The 22,438-nt window shown below is 57.7% G+C and carries 17 protein-coding genes and 1 pseudogene; 10 read left to right on the top strand and 8 right to left on the bottom strand.

What is annotated here, in order from left to right:
* Positions 1-179 precede the first annotated feature (179 nt).
* The 5 genes from AC1Q6D_RS16350 (at position 180) to AC1Q6D_RS16330 (ending at position 7,575) form a co-directional block, all read left to right on the top strand.
* Positions 180-2,303 carry a TonB-dependent siderophore receptor gene (locus tag AC1Q6D_RS16350; RefSeq protein WP_103404940.1) on the top strand — a complete coding sequence of 708 codons (2,124 nt, stop codon included), beginning with the start codon at positions 180-182 and terminating at the stop codon, positions 2,301-2,303.
* A gap of 222 nt (positions 2,304-2,525) precedes the next feature.
* On the top strand, positions 2,526-3,461 hold the full coding sequence (locus AC1Q6D_RS16345) for a LysR family transcriptional regulator (RefSeq protein ID WP_103404939.1): 936 nt from the start codon (positions 2,526-2,528) through the stop codon (positions 3,459-3,461).
* Between the two features lie 172 nt (positions 3,462-3,633).
* The gene (gene tcuA / locus AC1Q6D_RS16340) at positions 3,634-5,085 is read left to right on the top strand and encodes an FAD-dependent tricarballylate dehydrogenase TcuA (RefSeq protein WP_047538994.1); all 1,452 of its coding nucleotides are present in this window, start codon (positions 3,634-3,636) and stop codon (positions 5,083-5,085) included.
* Positions 5,072-6,229, top strand: a complete 1,158-nt coding sequence (gene tcuB / locus AC1Q6D_RS16335; protein WP_103404938.1) for a tricarballylate utilization 4Fe-4S protein TcuB — start codon at positions 5,072-5,074, stop codon at positions 6,227-6,229. Before tcuA ends, tcuB begins: the two co-directional genes overlap by 14 nt.
* A gap of 50 nt (positions 6,230-6,279) precedes the next feature.
* The gene (locus AC1Q6D_RS16330) at positions 6,280-7,575 is read left to right on the top strand and encodes an MFS transporter (RefSeq protein WP_103404937.1); all 1,296 of its coding nucleotides are present in this window, start codon (positions 6,280-6,282) and stop codon (positions 7,573-7,575) included.
* Positions 7,576-7,734: 159 nt separating this feature from the next.
* On the opposite strand, the gene AC1Q6D_RS16325 is transcribed toward AC1Q6D_RS16330, so the two are convergent.
* The 5 genes from AC1Q6D_RS16325 to AC1Q6D_RS16305 form a co-directional block, all read right to left on the bottom strand.
* Entirely contained in the window at positions 7,735-9,408 is a 1,674-nt protein-coding gene (locus AC1Q6D_RS16325; protein ID WP_103404936.1) for a methyl-accepting chemotaxis protein, read from the bottom strand.
* 80 nt (positions 9,409-9,488) lie between these two features.
* Positions 9,489-10,742, bottom strand: coding sequence for an OprD family porin (locus tag AC1Q6D_RS16320; RefSeq protein ID WP_103404935.1), 1,254 nt, complete (start codon positions 10,740-10,742; stop codon positions 9,489-9,491).
* 91 nt (positions 10,743-10,833) lie between these two features.
* Positions 10,834-12,138: a CitMHS family transporter gene (locus tag AC1Q6D_RS16315; RefSeq protein ID WP_103404934.1), complete on the bottom strand. Its 1,305-nt coding sequence runs from the start codon at positions 12,136-12,138 to the stop codon at positions 10,834-10,836.
* Between the two features lie 140 nt (positions 12,139-12,278).
* A complete protein-coding gene (locus AC1Q6D_RS16310; protein WP_103404933.1) occupies positions 12,279-13,610 on the bottom strand; it encodes a dicarboxylate/amino acid:cation symporter in 1,332 nt (443 codons plus the stop codon).
* Positions 13,611-13,654: 44 nt separating this feature from the next.
* On the bottom strand, positions 13,655-14,737 hold the full coding sequence (locus tag AC1Q6D_RS16305; RefSeq protein ID WP_103404932.1) for a 4-oxalomesaconate tautomerase: 1,083 nt from the start codon (positions 14,735-14,737) through the stop codon (positions 13,655-13,657).
* 167 nt (positions 14,738-14,904) lie between these two features.
* Here AC1Q6D_RS16305 and AC1Q6D_RS16300 point away from each other — a divergent pair, with 167 nt between their 5' ends.
* A complete protein-coding gene (locus tag AC1Q6D_RS16300; RefSeq protein WP_103404931.1) occupies positions 14,905-15,795 on the top strand; it encodes a LysR family transcriptional regulator in 891 nt (296 codons plus the stop codon).
* 100 nt (positions 15,796-15,895) lie between these two features.
* Here the strand turns inward: AC1Q6D_RS16300 and AC1Q6D_RS16295 are convergent, their stop codons facing one another.
* The 3 genes from AC1Q6D_RS16295 to AC1Q6D_RS16285 all read right to left on the bottom strand — a co-directional run bounded on the left by AC1Q6D_RS16295 (position 15,896) and on the right by AC1Q6D_RS16285 (position 18,120).
* Positions 15,896-16,762: a carboxylate/amino acid/amine transporter gene (locus AC1Q6D_RS16295; protein ID WP_103404930.1), complete on the bottom strand. Its 867-nt coding sequence runs from the start codon at positions 16,760-16,762 to the stop codon at positions 15,896-15,898.
* Between the two features lie 228 nt (positions 16,763-16,990).
* Positions 16,991-17,590 carry an FMN-dependent NADH-azoreductase gene (locus AC1Q6D_RS16290; RefSeq protein ID WP_047532183.1) on the bottom strand — a complete coding sequence of 200 codons (600 nt, stop codon included), beginning with the start codon at positions 17,588-17,590 and terminating at the stop codon, positions 16,991-16,993.
* Positions 17,591-17,805: 215 nt separating this feature from the next.
* Complete coding sequence (locus tag AC1Q6D_RS16285; protein ID WP_103404929.1) at positions 17,806-18,120, bottom strand: 3-phosphoglycerate kinase; 315 nt, start codon at positions 18,118-18,120, stop codon at positions 17,806-17,808.
* 49 nt (positions 18,121-18,169) lie between these two features.
* Between AC1Q6D_RS16285 and AC1Q6D_RS16280 the strand changes: the two genes are divergently transcribed.
* The 4 genes and pseudogenes from AC1Q6D_RS16280 (at position 18,170) to AC1Q6D_RS16265 (ending at position 22,400) form a co-directional block, all read left to right on the top strand.
* Positions 18,170-19,093, top strand: coding sequence for a PA3225 family LysR-type transcriptional regulator (locus tag AC1Q6D_RS16280; RefSeq protein ID WP_103404928.1), 924 nt, complete (start codon positions 18,170-18,172; stop codon positions 19,091-19,093).
* 14 nt (positions 19,094-19,107) lie between these two features.
* Positions 19,108-19,913 (top strand): annotated as a pseudogene (locus AC1Q6D_RS16275) (alpha/beta fold hydrolase).
* Between the two features lie 3 nt (positions 19,914-19,916).
* Positions 19,917-20,474, top strand: a complete 558-nt coding sequence (locus AC1Q6D_RS16270) for a peptidylprolyl isomerase (RefSeq protein WP_103404926.1) — start codon at positions 19,917-19,919, stop codon at positions 20,472-20,474.
* A gap of 93 nt (positions 20,475-20,567) precedes the next feature.
* On the top strand, positions 20,568-22,400 hold the full coding sequence (locus AC1Q6D_RS16265) for an ABC transporter ATP-binding protein (protein ID WP_103404925.1): 1,833 nt from the start codon (positions 20,568-20,570) through the stop codon (positions 22,398-22,400).
* Positions 22,401-22,438: the final 38 nt, after the last annotated feature.

The raw sequence follows: 22,438 nt of genomic DNA, 5'->3' as shown, positions 1-22,438 counted from the left end.
GCCCGACCTCAAGCGGTGTGATCTGAAATCATTTGGTCAGCAAATGAGTACAAGCGGAAGTGGCGTTCACGACTTACAAATGCGAATACGTATCAACGGCAAATAATTTGATATACCATGCGCCGCGAACTATTGGCACGTATGCCGTCCCCTTTGGCTATTTTCTCAAGGCTTTCCCGATGCGTCGTACGCTGGTCTCTATCTGTGTCCTTAATGTGTTTTCCGCTCCCTCTTGGGCGCAACCCACAACCGATACCCCCAGTCTAGAGTTGCAAGCGACCGAAATCGTCGGTACGGCCGAGTACGAAACGGCTCAAGGGCCAGTGCAGGGTTACCGCGCAACGCGATCCGCCAGCGCGACGCGAACCGACACGCCGATTCATGAAACTCCGCAATCCATCAGCGTGGTGACCAAAGAGGTGGTAGAGGACATTGGGGCTACGCGCCTTCAAGAAGCACTCGACTATGCCGGCGGGGTGGGACGCGCCAACAACTTCGGCGGCCAAGGGCTGACCACTTTCACCGTGCGTGGATTTACCACCGGCGAGTTCTATCGAAACGGCTTTCCGATCAACCGCGGTTATCCGAACATGCCCGATGCCAATACCATCGAGCGGCTCGAAGTGCTACGAGGGCCGGCGACCATGCTCTACGGTCGAGGCGACCCGGGGGGCACGTTCAACGTGGTCTCCAAACAGCCTCTGGCCGTGCCCACCGTCACGCTGGGCAGCCAACTCGATGACCAGGGGATGAAGCGCGGCACACTGGACGCCTCCGGCCCGCTGGATGAAGAAGGCCGCCTGGCCTATCGCTTGAACGTGGTAGGTGAGGGCGGCGATACGTTCCGCGATCATGTCGAGAGCGAACGTTACGGCGTGACGCCGGTGCTTTCCTGGCAGGCCACCGATGACACCAAGGTGATTTTCGAGGGTGACTTCATGCGCAACAATCACCCGCTGGATCGCGGTGTGACCCGCTATCCCAACCAGATCGGCACCGCGTCGCGTGATACGTTCTTCGGTGAAAAAGACGTCGGCAAGTTGCACAACGACAACAACATGGCCCAATTGCGTTTCGAGCACTTCCTGAATGACAACTGGACATTGGGTGGGGGTTTCCAATGGCTCGATGGCACCTTGCAGGGCAATGCCATTGAAGCCAACGGCGTCGCAGCTGACGGGCGCACGCTGGGGCGCAACTTCAACTATCGCAAGCTGGAGTGGACGGACAAGGACACTCAGCTGAACCTTACCGGGCATTTCTCCACCGGCGGCTTCGATCACACCTTGTTGACCGGTGTCGAGTACGAAGATTACGACTACAAGTCCATCATCCAGCGTTCCAGTGGTGCAGTGAGTGCCTACCCGATTGATCTCTTCAACCCGGTGTACGGCCAGCCTCGTCCGGCCCTGACCCGCACGCCGACCCACGATAAGGAAAATCTCAAGACATACGCCGCCTTCGTCCAGGACCAGGTGGCATTGACCGAGCGCTTGAAAGTTTTGGCTGGCGCCCGTTTTGAGCGTTTCGAGCATGACTATGAAACCTTTGTGCCGGGGGCCAGGAGCTGGGAGGCGAGCAACAACGCGGTGACCCCGCGTCTCGGAGTCCTTTATGACCTTACCGATACTGTCGCGGTGTATGCCGATACCGCGCGCTCGTTCAAACCCAATACGGGCGCGAGTCGACAGGGGGGTGGCTTTGAGCCGGAAAAGGGTCAGTCCTATGAGATGGGGATCAAATGGGAGGCGCTGGATCGCCAGTTGAATGTTGACGCGGCGATCTACCAGATTGAAAAACGAAACGTCCTCACCACCGACCCCGTGGACTCGACGTTCAGCGTGGCGGCTGGCGAAGTCCGCAGCCGGGGCTTTGATTTGAACGTGGCAGGCAATGTAACCCCGGAATGGAGAGTGATTGGCGGCTATGCCTATGTCGACGCCGAAGTCACCCAGGACAATGTGATCCAGTCGGGCACTCGGCTGTTGAACATCCCGAAGAACAGCTTCAGCCTGCTCAACGTGTATGAATTCCAGGATGGCAACCTCAAAGGGCTGGGCTTGGGTGTGGGGAGCAAGTACGTCGACGAACGTGCAGGCCAGACTGCTAACACCGCGTTTTCGATGGGCAGTTACACCGTCGTCGATTTGCTCGGCTTTTATAAGATCAACGACAAGGTCAGGCTTAATCTCGATGTGAAGAACGTGTTCGACCGCGACTATGAAGAAGGCGCCTTCGGCAATGTCTACGCTTACCCGGGTGAACCGAGAACCGTTCAAGTCGGTATTTCGTACACCCTGTAGTCGATCCGGAAGATGGGGTTAGGGCTTGACGGCCCTTCCAGTGCCTTTCTGGTTGGGTGTAACGATACAAGTGTCCCCTCACCCTGAGTGGAAAGTTGACTGCCGAGGCATAACCTCTCAGGCTGGATAACTGTTGTGCAGCCCGTGCAACGCGTGGCGGCCAACATTTTTCCGTCCCGTCCATCAGGCCTTCCAGTGTCAATTGAAGTGGAGCAGTAACGTTTGGAATTAAGACAACTGCGCTATTTCGTAAAAATTGTCGAGCAAGGGAGCCTGGGACGCGCAGCGCTCGAGCTGGACGTCGGCGTGTCGGCTCTCAGCCAACAGATCGCGAAACTTGAAAACGAACTGGCAACCCGACTTCTGAATCGCACCACTACCGGCGTCACACCGACCAGCGCCGGGATGGCGTTCCTGCACCATGCCCAGCTGTGCTTGCGGCAATCCGAGAATGCGATCATGGCGGCTCACCGTGGGCGTATGAGTGGGTATGTCACCGTCGGCTTGCCGCCTACGACTGCCACTGTGCTTGCCCTGCCATTGATCAACGCGATGCGAGAGCGCTATCCGGATATTCAATTGCATCTGGTTGAGATGCTGTCCGGGCACTTGGCCACGCAACTCAATGCACGCCAGATAGACTTGGCCATTTTGTTTCAACTTGAAGGTGGAAAGCGCTGGAGCGTTACACCGCTGCTCGACGAGAAACTATTTGTCATCAGCTCACCTCTCCTGCCCCACGCTCCACGAGGTGCCTGCGTGCAGCTGGCGGATCTCGGTCAACTTCCGCTGGTGATGCCGAGTGCGCAACACGGGTTGCGTTCAACGCTGATGACTGCGTTTGAACGCGTGGGATTGGCTCCCAACATCATCATGGAAGTGGATGGTCTTGCCGTATTGATGAATGCCGTACGCGCAGGTCATGCCGCCACCATCCAGCCCGGTGCAGCGGCGGCGCTCAAAGGCGAGTCGGGACTTTCAGTGGTGGAAATTTCCGACACTCACGCAGGCAGACGAAACCTGTTGGCGACGCTGCCTGATGATGAACTGGCTCCCGCAGCCCTGGCGGCGCGACTGGTCATCACCGATGTCGCGCGACAGTTGGTGATTGATCATCAGTGGCCAGGCGCCTCGTGGATCGACGACGTCGCGCCATGATCTCGATGCCCCCCCTACCCCGGCGTTACGATGAGCGCCAATCGGCAAAGCCTTTATAAAAACTAAACACCCCAAGCGGTAATGCGCCTTTCGACACAAAACTGTCTGCCCTAAGGTCTCCCTACTCGCGAGGAGTTTTTCGTTCATGCCTCCTTGCGATTGAGGAGTGATGATGATCGACGTATTAGTAATTGGCGGCGGCAATGCGGCCTTGTGTGCAGCCTTGATGGCTCGGGAGGCCGGCGCTAGCGTCATGTTGCTGGAGGGTGCACCAAAAGCCTGGCGCGGCGGCAACTCGCAACACACCCGAAACCTGCGCTGCATGCACGACGCGCCGCAAGATGTCCTGGTCGATGCCTATCCCGAAGAAGAATATTGGCAGGATCTGCTGAAGGTCACCGGTGGGATTACCGACGAGAAGCTTGCACGTCTTGTCATCCGCGCCTCATCGAACTGCCGTGACTGGATGCGCTCCCATGGCGTGCATTTCCAGCCGTCGCTGTCCGGTGCCCTCCATGTTGCGCGCACCAATGCATTTTTCATGGGTGGCGGCAAAGCACTGGTTAACGCTTACTTCCGCAGCGCCGAGAAGCTGGGCGTCGAAATTCGCTATGACGCTCAAGTGACTGATATCGAATTGAAGGATGGAAAATTCATCGCCGCCCACATCAGTGAGCGCGATGTCGATGGACAACGTTTTCCCGCCGAGCGTATTCAGGCCAAGGCCTGCGTCTTGGCTGCCGGCGGATTCGAATCCAACCGCGAATGGCTCCGTGAGGCCTGGGGTCAAAACGAGCGCGGAGAATGGCCTTCAGACAATTTTTTGATTCGCGGGACGCGTTTCAATACCGGCGTACTGCTTCGGCGCATGCAGAACCTGGGCGCCGATTTCATTGGTGACCCGACGCAAGCACACATGGTGGCCATCGACGCCCGCGCCCCCCTGTATGACGGAGGTATCTGTACCCGTATCGATTGCGTATCGCTGGGCGTGGTGGTTAATCGCGACGGCGAACGCTTCTATGACGAGGGTGAAGACTTCTGGCCCAAGCGCTATGCGATCTGGGGTCGCCTGGTCGCGGGACAACCCGGTCAACAGGCCTACTCGATCATCGACCAACAAGCCCTCGGCCGGTTCATGCCGCCGGTATTTCCGGGCACTAAAGCCAACTCGCTGGAAGATCTGGCCCGCCAGTTGAAGCTTCCCGTTACGCAATTCGTCAACACCATCGAGCAATACAACGCGGCCTGCCGCGTCGGCACGTTCGACCACACCGCGCTGGACGATTGCCACACCGAGGGTTTGACGCCCGCCAAAACCCATTGGGCCCGCCCACTGGTAAAGCCCCCCTTCTGCGCCTACCCGCTTAAGCCCGGCGTGACCTTCACCTATTTAGGCCTCGCTACCGACGACACCGCCGCCGTTCACTTCAACGGCAAGCCTAGCCCCAACCTGTTTGTCGCAGGAGAAATGATGGCGGGCAATGTATTGGGCAAGGGCTACACCGCCGGCATCGGCATGGCCATTGGTACTGCCTTCGGTCGGATTGCCGGGGTACAGGCAGCCGCTTCGGCAGGCTTTGTTTCTCTTTCACAAACGGAATTTAGACATGCAGCTGTTTGATCCCAAGGCACCGAGCGATTTGATTCCGGTGATCAACCTTGATGAAAGCGAAGTTCAGCGACAAATGACCGTTTGCAATGCCTGCCGTTATTGCGAGGGCTTCTGCGCTGTATTTCCGGCCATGACACGACGCCTGGAGTTTTCCCAGGCCGATATCCATTACCTGGCGAACCTTTGCCATAACTGCGGCGCATGCCTGCATGCCTGCCAGTACGCCGCACCTCACGAATTCGAAATCAATGTGCCCAAGGCCATGGCCAAAGTCCGCCTCGACACTTACGCCGAGTACGCCTGGCCACAGGTGATGGGCAAGCTGTACCGGCGCAACGGACTGACTCTGGCGCTGTCAGCCGGTACCGGGCTGGCACTGTTCCTGTGTCTTACGTTGATGGTGATGGGCAACTTGTTCACCGCGATGCCCGGGGGAAATTTCTACGGGATCTTCCCGCACAACACCCTGGCCGTAATGTTTGGTGCGGTTTTCGGATTCGCGGTACTCGCGTTGACCCTTGGCGTGCGGCGCTTCTGGCGCAATGTTTCACCGGCCGACGCGCCCGCACAGGTAAAAACCGCTGCCGCACTGGAAGCCACGGCCAATGTCGCCCGGCTCAAATTCCTGGACGGTGGTCATGGCGAGGGCTGCAATAACGCTGATGATCGATTCACCTTGTGGCGGCGGCGCTTCCACCACTTCACCTTCTACGGCTTCATGCTGTGCTTCGCAGCCACTGGGGTCGCCACGCTCTACCACTTCCTGCTGGACTGGTCGGCGCCCTACCCCGTCTTGAGTTTGCCGGTGATGCTGGGCATCAGCGGTGGGCTCGGCTTGCTGGTCGGCCCCGCGGGCCTGTTGTGGTTGAACCTGCGTCGCAACCCCGAACACGGCGACGAAAACCAGAAACCCATGGATCGCGGCTTTATCGCGCTGCTGTTGCTGGTCAGCGCCAGCGGCCTGGCACTCCTGGCGTTCCGTGAAACCGCAGCCCTGGGCCTGTTGCTGGCGATCCATCTCGGCCTGGTCATGGCATTTTTCCTGACCATGCCCTACAGCAAATTCGCCCATGGCATCTTCCGCAGCGCCGCGCTGCTCAAGTACTCCATCGAAAAACGCCAACCCAATCCGATTAACGCCGGAAGCGACTGATCGTAGAACCACTCATTCCAATAACAATATTGATCAACCGGGTAACCATAATGAAAACAACCACTCAAGACAGCCGATCCAAGGGGTCGAAGCTGGGCGCCATTCTACGGGTCACCAGCGGCAACTTTCTCGAACAGTTTGACTTCTTTCTGTTCGGTTTTTACGCGACCTACATCTCCCAGACGTTCTTTCCTGCCACCAGCGAGTTCGCCTCGCTGATGATGACCTTCGCCGTATTCGGCTCGGGATTCCTGATGCGCCCACTGGGCGCTATCGTGCTGGGGGCTTACATCGACAAGGTGGGACGGCGCAAGGGGTTGATTGTGACGCTGTCGATCATGGCCGCGGGAACGGTCTTGATTGCCCTCGTGCCAGGCTATGCCAGCATTGGCATCGCGGCACCCGTACTGGTATTGATCGGACGACTGTTGCAGGGTTTCTCCGCAGGCGCGGAGATGGGTGGCGTTTCAGTGTATCTGGCTGAAATCGCCACACCGGGCCGCCGCGGTTTCTACACCAGCTGGCAGTCGGCCAGCCAGCAGGTGGCGATCGTTCTTGCAGCCGCCTTGGGCTACACGATCAACGCGTCCATGGAAGCTGCCGAAGTGGCCGCCTGGGGCTGGCGGATCCCCTTCTTTATAGGTTGCGTGATTATTCCGTTCATCTTCATCATTCGCCGTTCGCTACAGGAAACCGATGCGTTCAAAGCACGCACGCACCACCCAAGTGCCAATGAAGTGTTCCGTTCGATGCGAGACAACTGGCGCACAGTGCTGGCGGGTGGCTTGCTGGCCTCAATGACCACCACCACGTTCTATCTGATTACCGTCTACACCCCCACCTTCGGAAGGACTGTACTGAACCTGAGCACCACCGACAGTCTGGTGGTCACGCTCTTCGTCGGCCTGAGCAACTTCATTTGGCTGCCCATCGGCGGCACACTCTCCGACCGCATCGGCCGTCGCCCCTTGTTGCTGGCGATTTCCTTGCTGTGCCTGTTCACCGCTTATCCCGCCATGCATTGGCTGGCCGCAGCGGCAAGCTTTGAACGCCTGCTCGCCGTGCTGTTGTACTTCTCTTTCTTCTTTGGCATTTACAACGGCGCGATGGTTGCGGCCTTGACTGAAGTGATGCCTCAGAACGTACGAGTCGTGGGATTTTCCCTGGCATTCAGTTTGGCGACCGCTGTTTTTGGCGGCTTCACACCCGCCATCTCCACCATCCTGGTGCAGGCAACCGGTGACAAGGCGTCGCCTGCCTACTGGCTGATGTTTGCCGCTTTTTGTGGATTCACAGCGACGACGATCTTGTATCGCCGGCAAAAAGCAGTGACAGTCAACGCCTGATCAACGAGAGATTTCGTTGGCGTTCAGGTTTTTTCGCTGAATAAATCGCCCGCCCTTGCCTGCATTGACACGTCTTTCGTATCAATGCAGGCCTGCCACGCCCCCGTCCTGTCCAACACCCTGCCCCCAGCGTCCTGATAAGCGCCGGGCAAGACGGCATCAAATTTTGAATTGCCCCAGCAAGCTTTGCAGGCGATTGCCGATCATATACATCTCGTCGACAGTCTTGACCCCGAGCTGAGTCTGGTTGGCAACGGCGTCAATTGCGCGCGCAATCTGATGCACCCCGCGATTGATCTCTTCCGCCACCGAGGTCTGTTCCTCGGCAGCACTGGCGATCTGTGCGTTCATCGCATTGATCGTCGCGATCAGCTCGACAGTGTTGCCCAGGAACTCACCCGCCTGGTCGGCCTGAGCGTTAGCGCCTTGAGCGGCTTCGGTGGATTGGTGCATTGCATTGACCACCCCCCCGGTAGCGCTCTTGAGGCGCTCAACCATCGCTTGGATTTCCTGGGTACTGCGCTGGGTACGGCTGGCCAACGCTCGCACTTCATCAGCAACCACCGCAAACCCGCGCCCGGCAGCGCCGGCACGGGCGGCTTCAATTGCCGCATTGAGAGCCAGAAGATTGGTCTGTTCAGCAATGGAGCGAATGACATCCAGCACGGCGACGATAGACGTTACATCGCTTTGAAGATGATTCATGGAGATACCGCTCTCATCAAGCTCAACGGTCAATGCCTGAATTCGAGAGATGCTGCCATCGACAATTTGCCTGGCTTTTCGGGACTGTTTGTCGGTCTCGACGGCTGCCTCTGCAGCATTTTGTGCACTGACCGACACTTCTTGCGCCGCCGCCGACATCTGGTTGATCGCCGCCGCCACCTGGTCTGTTTCCTGACGCTGCTTGTCCATGGCACGATCAATTTGTCGACTCTGATCGGCCACACGACTAACGGATCCGTTCAACTGCTCGCTCATGGCAACAATCTGGCTGACAAGGCTGTGAATCTTTTCGATAAACGCATTGAACGAACCGGCCAGTTGTCCCAGTTCGTCTCGACTCACCAGCGGCAGCCGCCGCGTCAGATCACCCTCGCCCGCGGCAATTTCGTCAAGATGAGCTCGAATTAAGGTCAAGGGACGTAAACTGCGTTTGACCAGCACAAGCGCCAGTGCCCCGATAATGCCAATCAGCGCGGTAGCGATGAGGGCAATGCTGTACATCAAGTTGCGAACCCGACGATCAACATCTGCCCGCACCTTGGCGACTTGAAGTTCAATGCTGTCCAGATTGATCGCGGTGACCACCACCATGTCCCACTTGGGCAAATAGAAACTGTAAGCCAGCTTCGGCACCACCTTATCGGTGTTGACCACACCGCCTGAATAGGTGACGAAGTGAGTTTCATTTTTTGCCGCTTCGACCATTTCGCGGTTCAAGTACTTCCCGTTGACGTCTTTGCGGTCACTCATATTGGTGCCGACGCCTTCGCTGCTGTCACCGCGAAACAGGCGTACAACCTGGCTGTCATAACCGATGAAATAACCGTCATCACCATACTTCACTTTAGATAAACGGCTGATCGCCAAGACTCGGCCGGAGGTCTCTCCAGGGGCCGCTCGATCATAAAGTTCAGCGATGGAAGTGCGAGCGATGCTCGCGTAATCCTTGAGCCGGGTGCGGCTCTCCTCAAGCAATCGCTCGCGGGTCTGAGCGATTTCCTGCTCGGCCTGAGACTGCAAAGTGCCGCGGGTGCTCAAGCCTAAAACCAGAGCAAACAGCATCACCGGCAATAAGGTCAGCAGCAGTATTTTGGTTTTGAACGACATCATTGAATTCCTTGACCCATTCCCTTAAAGCCGCCGCTGAAAAGGCGGCCCGCGAACATCGCGTGGCCGCGATCAGAGGATCACCAGAGTGCGATGTCGTAGGTGAAGTAGATCCGGTTACTATCCCGGCCACGGGAATAATCAGAGCGGTAAACGTAGTTACGCAACCGCACCCCCAGGCCTTTGAAGGTCCCCTGTTGCACTACGTAAGCGAGTTCGGCGTCACGCTCCCACTCCTTGACCGTGGTGTTGGATTTACCGTCGTTACCGCTCAAGTAGCGGGTGGAAAATGTCAGACCGGGTACACCTGCGGCGGCGAAGTTGTAACCGTAGTTAAGCATCCAGGTCTTCTCGTCTTCCTCGATGAATTTACCTATCCCGGCGTTGCTGAACGAGTAGACAGTCGCGCCACTGATGAAGGGCAAACCCGCATCGCCGCTGAGGGCCTGGTATCCGCCACCAAAGGTGTGGCCGGAGATGGCGTAGGACAGTTGCCCGCTCAGCATGTTGTTATCGATCTTGCCGCCATAGGCGGAGCCGGTGTCGACACTGTTGAAGTAGCGTAAATCACTGGTCAGCACACCGCCGCCCAAGGGTAGATCGTGCTGGATACCTGCAAAATTCTGACGGTAAAAGTTTTCCAACTCACCGTAGAAGTAACTCAAACGGATGTTTTTCCCGAGCTTGTATTCGGCGCCGGCATAGCTGAAATCTCCGGATTTATCACCGCTGTAGCCGTCAGGGACAATCGGCATGCTGTCGCTGGAATCACGCAGTTTGAATCGATCCAGATAGCCCCCGGTGAGGGTGAGGTTCTGGATATCGACGCTACTGATCTGTGTGCCTTGGTAGGTTTGCGGCAATAGGCGCGCATCGTTGTAGATCAGCACCGGAGTCTTGGGGAGCAAGGTGCCGTATTTGACCGTGGTCTTGGCCAGTCGTGCTTTGGCAGTCATCCCCAGGCTTGCGAATTCGTCAGCCGCACGACCGTCACCATGGACGGGCAACAAGCCAGTACCGCTGCGCCCCCGGCCAGAGTCAAGCTTGACTCCGACCAGGCCAAGGGCATCAACACCAAACCCGATCGTGCCGGGGGTAAACCCCGACTGATAATCCAGCAGGAACCCCTGGGCCCACTCGGTTCGTTCGCTTTTGGCCGTCCTGGCCGCTTTCGCACTCAAGCCATGCTCGTCGCGGAAGTTTTCATTGAAATAGACGTTGCGTAATTGCAGCTTGAGTTGACTGTCATCGAGAAATCCTTCCGCACTGGCACTGGCCAGCGGCAACAAACCAAGAACTGAAAACAGCGCCCATTGGGTGTACGAAGTGTTCATAGCAAACGACTCTTTGTTGTTATTTGGAGTGCAGGACATCGCGCACCTCGCCCATGAGGCGCGTCTGGAAAAAACAGGTGGCTGGGTTGAATCAGGTGAAGAGACTGATCGCCCCGGTCAACAGGGCTATCGCAGTAATGACCAATGAGGTGAGGACGGCCCATTTGACGGTGGCTTTCTGGAAATCGCCGATATCGCGATCGACCATACCGACCAACAACAGGGTTGAGGCAACCAACGGACTCATCAGGTGTACCGGTTGCCCCAGAATCGAGGCGCGAGCGATCTCCACCGGATCGATGCCATAGGCCGCAGCGGCGTTAGCCAGGATGGGCACCACACCGAAGTAGTAAGCATCATTGGACAGGACGAACGTCAGCGGCATGCTGGTAATCGCTACAACCAGAGGAAACAGATGTCCCCAAGAAGGCGGAATCCAGTCAACCAGGGTTTGCGCCAGAGAATCGACCATTTTCGTTCCGGAGAAAATCCCGGCAAAGATGCCTGCGGCAAACACCAAAAGCACCACGGTCATGGCGTTGCCCGAATGGGCCAGGATGCGTTCTTTCTGAATGTCCAGTTGTGGATAGTTGATCATCAGCGCCAGCACGAAGCCGATCAGGAAGAGGATGGCCGAATGCATGATCCCCATCACCAGCGCGACCATCACCGCGATTACCAACAGCAGGTTGACGTAGGCCAGTTTCGGCCGCTTGTGTGGAGTGTCCTCGAGTATTGCGTTGATGTAGCAGTTACCGCCGCCGCTCTCCAATTGAACGTTACCGATACGCTTGCGCTCGGCACGGCCCAGCAGAAACGCGGTGAACACCACCCATATCGCACCGCCAATCATGGTCGGCAACAACGGGACGAAGTAGGCGCCGGCATCCAGGCCCAGCGCTGCGATCGCACGAGTCGCAGGCCCTCCCCAAGGGGTCATGCCACTCATGATGCTCAGAGAAAGCATGGCAATGGTTGCCAGAATCATCGGATTCATGCCGATACGCTTGTAAAGGGGAAGCATTGCTGCACAGGTAATCATGTAGGTGGTGGTGCCATCACCATCCAAGGCCACCACCAGCGACAGCAACGCTGTGCCGACAGCGATTTTCATCGGGTCGCCGTTGACGCGCTTGAGGATCTTGCGAATCAGCGGGTCGAACAGGCCGGCATCGATCATCAAGCCGAAAAACAAGATCGCGAACAGCAGTAGCGCAGCCGAAGGCGCGACCATTTTCAGGCCATCGAGCATCATCTTGCCGGTAGTGCCGCCGAAACCACCAATGACGGCAAAGACAATCGGTACCACCGTCAGGGCGACAATCGGCGACAACCGTTTGGTCATTATCAGGAAGGTGAAGACCACCACCATGGCCAAGCCAAGCAATGCGAGCATAGGTAAGTTCTCTTGTTCTTATAGTTAGCGTGGCCGACGCACAGGCGCACGACCCCGTCCCCGCCAGTTGGCACGATCAAAGGTGCCTGGCGGGGGGTGTTATTGAAGTGTTTAGGGAGTCTCGATCCAGCCGCGACCCGTTAGACGTGTTCGGTGACCTTCGAGCCTTCCCAGTCCGGGTTCTGGACTTGGGTTGGGGTCGCAGCGGGCGAAGGATTACCGTTCAGAGTCTGCACCAGCGTTTCGCGATCGCAGGCGTTCTCCGAGATGGAGATCACCACGGTGGCCACGGCGTTGCTTGCCAGACTGGTCAAAGCCCGGGCTTCCGACATGAAGCGATCGATACCGATCAGCAGGGCAAGACCGGCCAAGGGAATGTCATGGATCACAGTCAGCGTCGAGGCCAGCGCGACAAAACCTGAGCCGGTGACCCCTGCGGCCCCCTTGGAGGACAACAGCATGATTGCCAGCATGGTCACGGTCTGGGTCAGGCTCAGATCGATGTTGCAGGCCTGTGCAATGAACACCGCAGCCAGCGACAGGTAGATCGCCGTACCATCGAGGTTGAACGAGTAACCCGTTGGCAGCACCAGCCCCACGACACCTTTTTTGCAGCCCAGGGCCTGTAGCTTTTCCAGCATCCGCGGCATCACCGGCTCGGTCGAAGAAGTCCCGAGTACCACAAGGAACTCTTCGCGAAAGTAGCGCAGCAACTTCCAAAGACTGAAGCCATGCGCTCGGCAAATGCTCCCCAGCACCACAAAGACGAAGAAAGCGCAGGCGATGTACAACGTCATGATCAGTTTGGCCAATGAGCCCAGCGAGGTAATGCCGTACTGTCCTACAGTGAACGCCAGGGCGCCAAACGCACCGATCGGAGCGAAGCGCATCAGGTAGGAGAAGATCTTGAACACCATGTGCGAGGCGGCTTCCAGTACATCCAGTACCGGCTTGCCGCGCTCGCCGATAGCCGAGAGGGCAAAACCGCACAGTACGGCAATGAACAACACCGGTAGCACTTCACCTTTATTGAAAGCACCGATGAAGGTGTCCGGGATGATGTGCATGAAAAACTCGACCACTCCCAGCTTCGCGGCAGAATCGGTGTATTGCGACAGCCCCTTGGTGCTCAACTGGGAGGGATCAATGTTCATCCCCACCCCAGGCTTGAAGAGATAGACCGACACCAGTCCGATAATCAGACTGATCACAGTCAGCGCCAGGAACAGCAGCATGGTCTTGCTCAACAGACGCCCGAGTGAGCGTTTGTCGCTCATGCCGGCGATACCGGTGACGATCGTGCAGAACACCACCGGAGCGATCATCATCTTGATCAGTTTGATGAAGGCATCACCCAGCGGCTTCAAGGCAATGGCCTGTTGTGACCAAAAATGACCGACCAGCACGCCCAACAATACGGCGAAGAGAATCTGGAAGTAGAGCGATTTTACAAACTTCATGGCATCACCCATTTTTAGAATTGTGCTGATGCAGAAACGGCAATGACCAGGGGAAATTACCCGGCGAGTCGTTGGGAAGCTGCGGCGTAGACATAACCGGAAAACAACCTGCGCGATGTACGCACTACCGAGGCACGAATTGTCTCACCCTGGGCACCGGTGTAGGACAATACGACGTCTATTGCGCCACTCGGATGTTCAATCCGTACTTGCTTCAGGCGAGGCTCACTCACGCCACCAAGCAATTGAGCAACCACACTGCCTTCGGTGACGCATGCGGTGGCCAAGCCAATCGAGCCCGTAATAGCCAATGCACGATGGCAGTTGTGTGGCATGAAATAGCGCACCTGAATGGTGCCGCCAGCTTTGGCCGGTGACACCAGTACTGGCTTAGGGATCACTTTGTCACTGACATCACCCAGGCCCATTGCCAGCCCGGCTTGCAGTCGCAGGGACTCAAGACGGCGCAGGAACTCTTTGTCGGCGTCCAATTCAGCAGGACTTTCATCACCGCGTTTACCCATATGACCGGCCTCGACGATCATCATCGGCATCGCCATGTCGATGCAAGTCACCGGGATACCGTCTATCAAGTCCTGGGTCTGTCCAGTGGGGAAAAGTTTGCCGGTCTTGCTGCCTGCGGCATCAAGGAAGGTCAGTTGCACGGGAGCGGCAGTGCCCGGCACACCATCGATGGAGGTGTCGCCTTCATAGCTGACTGTCCCGCGGGGAGTGTGTACCTCTGCGTTCACAAACGTCCCGGTGTTGAGGTTGCGAATACGCACACAAGTCAAATCTTTGGAGGCTTTAACCAACCCTTGCTCGATGGCAAACGGGCCGACGGCGCACAGCATGTTGCCGCAATTGGGCGCTGTATCGACGCGACGCTGGGAAACCATGACCTGGACAAACAAATAGTCGACATCCGCATCGGGGTGCAACGACGGGCTCACAATGGCGACCTTGCTGGTTTGTGGGCTACCGCCACCGATACCGTCAATTTCTAGCTCATGGCCAGAGCCCATTAGATTGAGGAGCAGCTCGTCACGCTCTTCGATCGCAACGGGTAGATCCCAAGCGAGAAATACTGGGCCCTTGGAAGTACCACCGCGCATAAGCACACAGGGAATTCGTTGCATGAAAACTGACTCTTGTTGATCAATCGGGGTAATTGATGTCTTGGGAGCAAGAGTCGCAGGCTTTAAAAAATGTTTCCAATGCAAATATCAGCCTGATTATTGCGTTTAGCGAATGATTTACCTAGGATGATTTACGCTTAATCGCCCTCTTCTGCTGAGACATACACATGCATTATGAGCTCAATGACATACGATCTTTCGTGAAAATCGCCGAACTTGGTAGCTTCCACGAGGCTGCCGATGCATTGCACCTGTCCCAGCCAGCGTTAAGCCGGAGGATGAAAAAGCTGGAAGAGGGATTGGGAACAGCACTCCTTGATCGCACGACAAGAAGAGTGAGTCTCACTAGCGTAGGACGGGACTTTCTACCCAAGGCACGACGCTTGCTGGATGACTTCGACGACTCGATACTTAATATCCGAGAGTTGGCGGAACGACAGAGCGGACGTGTAACCCTTGCCTGCATCCCGACCGCCGCCTTCTACTTCCTCCCGTCGGTAATCCGTCTCTACAACGAGCGCTATCCGCAAATCCGCATCCGCCTGCTGGATCTCAGTGCGAACGAAGGGCTGGAGGCCGTGCTGCGGGGAGAAGCCGACTTCGGCATCAACATGATGAGCGGCCAGCACCCCGACATAGAGTTCGTCCCCTTGGTCAACGAGCCTTTTGTATTGGCTTGCCGTCGCGATCATGAGTTAGCGGAGCGCAATTCGGTCACCTGGTCCGAACTCAGCAATTACCGTCTTATCGGGGTCGGTCGCCTGAGTGGCAACAGGATGTTGCTTGACCATGCCTTGTCGGGCTTGAGCTGGCGCCCGCAGTGGTTCTATGAGGTGCAACATCTTTCAACTTCGCTGGGCCTGGTCGAAGCTGGATTGGGGGTATCGGCAATGCCAAGCCTGGCAATGCCTGCCGTGGATCATCCAACCCTGGTCAGCATCCCTTTGATAGAACCCATTGTGAACCGATCATTGGGACTCGTTTATCGACGGGGAGCATCGTTATCTCCAGCAGCGGAAAAATTTGTTTCAATTCTGCTTGAACAATGGGAGCAATAAGCTCCCTTCCGCCCGCCCGGGCTTATGCCGATCAGTCAAGCCCCCGGTGAAAGCCCAGGGGGCAATCACCGGGGGCAATGGGGCAGCCATTTCCAGAGGCTTAGCGCACGGCCACCGGTTTTTGAATACCCAACCGACTGATCCACACCGCCATCAGAATCACGCTGCCACCCAGCAGCAACCGCCCCAGTTCCTCATGCTGATTCCAGATCAGCAGATTGAGCAGCAGCCCCACGGGCACATGCAGGTTATTCATCACCGCCAGCGTCCCGCCATTCACCAGGCAGGCGCCCTTGTTCCACCAGTACAGACCCAGCGCGGTCGAAACCAGGCCGAGGAACACCAACACGCCCCATTGCAGCGGCGCTTGCGGCCAGAAGTTCTGTTTGCCGAACAGCAGAAACGCCGGCAACACCACTGCCAGTGCACCCAGATAGAAATAACCGAAGCGCCGGTAATGCGGCAGATCGCTCGGATGGCGTGCCACCAGGCGCCTGTAAAGCACCTGCCCGGCGGCAAAGGTGAAGTTGGCCAGTTGCAGCAGCAGGAACCCCATGAAGAAGTCCGGGCTGATCCGGTCATAGCGAATCACCGCAGCCCCGGCCACCGCCACCAATGCCGCCACCAATGCCCATGGATTGAACCGTCGGTTCAGCGCATCTTCGATCAGGGTCACGTGCAGTGGCGTGAGGACCGTGAACAGCAGCACTTCAGGCACCGTCAGCACACGGAAGCTCAGATACAGGCAAACGTAGGTCACGCCAAACTGCAGTGCACCAATCAGTAACATGCCGCGCATGAACACAGGCTCTACCGAGCTCCAGCGCGTCAGCGGAATGAACACCAGCCCCGCCAGGAGCACACGCACCAGTACCGCGAAGTAACTGTCGACATGACCGGCCAGGTATTCGCCGATCAAACTGAAGGAAAACGCCTGGATCAGCGTGACAAAAAGTAGATAGCCCATGCTCGCCTCGTTTCGAATGGCGGCGAAGATAGCGGTTTTTGCCGGTGATCGCGAACACTCAAACGATACAAAATTCCGGGCAAAAAAAAGCCCGATCTCGCTAAAGCGTTCAATCGGGCGGCAGCACTCAGGAGCAACAAGTGCAAAGGGAGGTTCGATGCGCGTACAAGCTTGAAGGGGTAGCGCCAGGTCACTAGAACATCCAGCGATTATCTGGCGATTAAAGGGTCAGGCCACTTGAGCAAGCCTGGCGTTCGCCTGGTTCAAGCCTTTTTCCTGGAAGTCACCGCCCAGGTTCATGCCTTCGGCGTGAATGAACGTGACGTCGTGGATGCCGATGAAGCCCATGACCTGACGCAGGTAGGGTTCCTGGTGATCCGCGGCGCTGCCAGCGTAGATCCCGCCACGAGCGGTCAATACGTAAGCGCGCTTTCCGGTGAGCAAACCTTGGGGACCGGTTTCGGTGTACTTGAACGTCACGCCGGCACGCAGCACATGGTCAAGCCAGGCCTTGAGGGTGCTCGGGATGGCGAAGTTGTACATCGGTGCGGCCATCACCAGCACATCGGCGGCCAGCAGTTCGTCGGTCAATTGGTTGGAACGTTCCAGGGAAACCTGCTCGATGTCGCTGCGCTGATCGGCAGGCTTCATCCAGCCACCCAGCAGGTTGATGTCCAGATGCGGCACCGGGTTGACGGCCAGGTCACGAACGGTGATTTCGTCCTTCGGGTGAGCGGCTTGCCACTGTTTGATGAAGGTCTGGGTCAGTTGACGGGAAACCGAGTCTTGCTGACGTGCGCTGCTTTCGATGATCAGAACGCGGGACATGGGATGTAACCTCCATCTAAGAATGCTGTAAGTCGATGGAGTGAAGGTTAAACATTGCCATATCGATGAAAAAGCGCAAATAACTGCTATAAACTATCGATAAATTCGTTTATAAGCGAATCATGCGTTGCAGGCGCCAGCTTGCTCGCGACAGCGACGGGTGAAAAAGGCTGTCGACTGCCCCGACACTGTCGCGAGCAAGCTGGCTCCTACAGTCATTTCGGGGTGCAGGTGAGCTGGATACGCATTTTGATGATGGAACGGCTGAACTTGGCCGTCGCATTTTTGTGTTTGCCAGCAGCCACTTCGATATTGCGAGTGCGCGGCGCTTCCGGGCCGTTGTTGAACACCACCTTACAGATCGCATCGGTGCTGCCGTAATTGTTCACTTGAAGGGTGGCGATATCGCTATCGGTGTCATACGCGTTGTAGTCAATGCTCAAGCCGTTCAGCTGCTTTTCGACATCAATCTGATAAGCAAACGCGGTCAGCGGCAGCATCGCCAGCACCACACAACAGAATTTTTTCATTCAGCAGTCTCCAATAAGGGCTGCCAGCTTAGGACAAGAGGAGCTCATCATGAAAGCGCCCCGCGTGACCCTTGATCAATGGCGAACGTTGCAGGCCGTGGTCGATCACGGTGGTTTCGCCCAGGCCGCCGAGGCGCTGCACCGCTCGCAGTCGTCGGTCAGCTATACCGTGGCGCGCATGCAGGACCAGCTCGGCGTGCCACTGCTGCGCATCGACGGCCGCAAAGCGGTGTTGACCGAGGCCGGTGGCGTGCTGCTGCGTCGCTCCCGGCAACTGGTGAAACAAGCCAGCCAGCTGGAAGACCTGGCCCACCACATGGAGCAAGGCTGGGAAGCCGAGGTGCGGCTGGTGGTCGACGCGGCGTACCCAAGCGCCCGCCTGGTCCGCGCCTTGACCGCGTTTATGCCGCAAAGCCGTGGCTGCCGGGTGCGCTTGCGCGAGGAAGTGTTGTCAGGGGTAGAAGAGGTGTTGCTCGAAGGCGTGGCCGACCTGGCCATTACCGGGTTCAGCATTCCCGGTTATTTGGGGACGGAATTGAGCGACGTCGAATTCGTCGCGGTCGCCCACCCCGAACACCCGTTGCATCGCCTGAATCGCGAGCTGAATTTCCAGGATCTGGAAAGCCAGATGCAAGTGGTGATTCGCGACTCCGGCCGGCAACAGCCCCGGGACGTCGGCTGGCTCGGCGCCGAACAGCGCTGGACTGTCGGTAGCCTGGCCACCGCCGCTACGTTTGTCAGCAGTGGCCTGGGTTTCGCCTGGTTGCCAAGGCACACGATCGAACGCGAACTCAAGGAAGGCACGCTCAAGCTGCTACCTTTGGATCAGGGTGGCAGCCGTAATCCGAATTTTTACCTGTATTCGAACAAAGACAAACCACTCGGACCCGCCACGCAGATTCTCATCGAACTGCTGCGCACCTTCGATACCGCACCACTGGACGCACCCTTCGCCGCCCCTGAACAAGCCTGACACGGAGTGCACGCATGGCCTATTTCGAACACGATGGTTGCAACCTTCACTATGAGGAATATGGCCACGGTACGCCGTTGCTGCTGGTCCACGGCCTGGGTTCGAGCACCCTGGACTGGGAGAAACAGATCCCCGCGCTGGCTGCCCGTTACCGGGTGATCGTCCCGGACGTGCGCGGCCATGGTCGCTCGGACAAACCCCGCGAACGCTACAGCATCGCCGGGTTCAGCGCCGACCTGATCGCGTTGATCGAGCATCTGAATCTAGGCCCGACTCACTATGTGGGGCTTTCGATGGGTGGCATGATCGGCTTTCAACTGGCTGTGGATCAGCCCAAATTGCTCAAAAGCCTGTGCATCGTCAACAGTGCGCCCGAAGTCAAACTGCGCAGCCGCGACGATTACTGGCAATGGTTCAAGCGCTGGAGCCTGATGCGCGTCCTCAGTCTTGGCACCATCGGCAAAGCCCTGGGCGGCAAATTGTTCCCCAAGCCCGAGCAGGCGGACCTGCGACAAAAAATGGCCGAACGCTGGGCAAAAAACGACAAACATGCTTATCTCGCCAGCTTCGATGCCATTGTGGGATGGGGCGTTCAGGAACGACTGTCGAAGGTATCCTGTCCAACCCTCATCGTCAGCGCCGACCATGACTACACGCCGGTCTCGCTGAAGGAAAACTACGTAAAACTGCTGCCCGATGCGCGGCTGGTGGTGATTGCCGATTCGCGTCACGCCACCCCGCTGGACCAGCCCGAACACTTCAACCAGACGCTGCTCGAGTTTCTTGCCGCCGTCGATACCACCACCCTCAGGATCACTGACCCATGCTGAAAAAAATCGCCCTCGTCGCTGGCTCCGTTCTGTTTGCCGCCAACCTGATGGCGGCAACGCCTGCCAAGGCGCCCCATGTTCTGCTGGACACCACCAACGGCCAGATCGAGATCGAACTGGACCCGGTCAAGGCCCCGATCAGTACCAAGAACTTCCTCGATTACGTGGACAGCGGCTTCTACAACAACACGATTTTCCACCGCGTGATTCCGGGCTTCATGGTCCAGGGCGGCGGTTTCACTTCGCAAATGCAGCAGAAAGAAACCAAGGCGCCGATCAAGAACGAGTCGAAGAACGGCCTGCATAATGTTCGTGGCACCCTGTCCATGGCCCGCACCTCGGTGCCGGATTCGGCCACCAGCCAGTTTTTCATCAACGTCAAGGACAACGATTTCCTCGACAGCGGTGACGGCTACGCCGTGTTCGGCAAAGTGGTCAAAGGCATGGACGTGGTCGACATCATCGTCAACTCGCAAACAACAACCAAAAGTGGCATGAAGGACGTGCCGGCCGATCCGGTGTTCATCAAGTCGGCCAAGCGCATCGACTGAGACTAAGCTGGACAAGGATGTCCGAGCCGTTGCCGGTCATGCCGGCAACGCTCAAACCGTTTAAAGGAGAGCCCGTTCGCGGGTGAAAACCCCATGCTTTATCGCCGTTTTGAAAAACTGATCGACGTCTTCCGCGACGCCCCGACGCCCGCTCCGCCGGATCGGGTACTGCCGTTTTATACCTATTACCTCAAGCAGGTCTGGCCGAGCTTCGCGGCCCTGTTGATCGTCGGCCTGGTTGGCGCGCTGATCGAAGTCGCGCTGTTCAGCTACCTGAGCCGCATCATCGACCTGGCCCAAGGCACGCCGAACGTCAATTTCTTCAAGGAACACAGCCTTGAGCTGACCTGGATGGTCGTGGTGGCGCTGGTCCTGCGCCCTGTATTCGTCGGCCTGCATGACTTGCTGGTGCACCAGACCCTGAGCCCCAGCATGACCAGCCTGATCCGCTGGCAAAACCACAGTTATGTGCTCAAACAGAGCCTTAACTTCTTCCAGAACGACTTCGCCGGGCGCATCGCCCAACGCATCATGCAGACCGGCAACTCCCTGCGCGATTCAGCCGTGCAGGCGGTGGATGCGTTGTGGCACGTGCTGATCTACGCCATCAGCTCCCTGGTGCTGTTCGCCGAGGCCGACTGGCGCCTGATGATCCCGCTGCTGACCTGGATCGTCGCCTTCATCAGCGCGCTCTACTACTTCGTGCCACGGGTCAAGGAACGTTCGGTCGTGTCCTCCGATGCGCGCTCCAAACTCATGGGGCGCATCGTCGACGGCTACACCAACATCACCACCCTGAAGCTGTTCGCCCACACCCACTTCGAGCAGCAATACGCCCGCGAGGCAATCAAGGAACAGACTGAAAAAGCCCAACTGGCCGGCCGCGTGGTGACCAGCATGGACGTGGTCATCACCAGCATGAACGGCTTGCTGATCGTCAGCACCACCGGCCTGGCGCTGTGGCTGTGGACGCAATCGCTGATCACTGTGGGCGCCATTGCCCTGGCCACCGGCCTGGTGATCCGCATCGTCAACATGTCCGGCTGGATCATGTGGGTGGTCACCGGGATCTTCGAAAACATCGGCATGGTTCAGGACGGTTTGCAGAGTATTTCGCAACCCGTCTCGGTGACCGACCGCGACCAGGCCAAACCCTTGACCGTGGCCCGTGGCGAAGTGCGTTTCGAGAACGTGGACTTTCACTACGGCAAACGGAGCGGGATCATTGGCGGTCTCAACCTGAACATCAAGCCCGGCGAAAAAATCGGCCTGATCGGGCCATCCGGTGCGGGAAAGTCGACCTTGGTCAACTTGCTGCTGCGCCTCTACGACGTGGAAGGCGGAAGGATTCTGATCGATGGGCAGAACATCGCCGAGGTCAGCCAGGAAAGCCTGCGCGAGCGCATCGGCATGATCACCCAGGACACGTCCTTGCTGCATCGCTCGATCCGCGACAATCTGCTTTACGGCAAACCCGACGCGACCGACGCCGAGCTCTGGGAGGCGGTGCACAAGGCGCGCGCCGACGGTTTCATTCCCACGCTCTCGGACGCCGAAGGCCGCACCGGTTTCGATGCCCATGTCGGTGAACGCGGGGTCAAACTCTCGGGCGGTCAGCGCCAGCGTATCGCCATCGCTCGCGTGCTGCTCAAGGACGCGCCGATCCTGATCATGGACGAGGCCACTTCAGCCCTGGATTCGGAGGTCGAAGCTGCGATCCAGGAAAGCCTGGAAACCCTGATGCAGGGCAAAACCGTGATCGCCATCGCGCACCGGCTCTCGACCATCGCCCGCATGGACCGGTTGGTGGTACTGGAGAATGGCAAGATTGCCGAAACCGGTAGCCATGCTGAACTGCTGGCCCAGGGCGGTTTGTATGCGCGGCTGTGGCAGCATCAGACCGGTGGGTTCGTCGGAATCGATTGACTCTCGGCGGCACCACAAAACGGTGGGAGCTTGTGCCC

The organism is Pseudomonas sp. MT92, assembly GCF_058792515.1.
The sequence above is the reverse complement of the archived record's forward strand: the minus strand, read 5'-3'. Positions and strand labels throughout refer to the sequence as shown.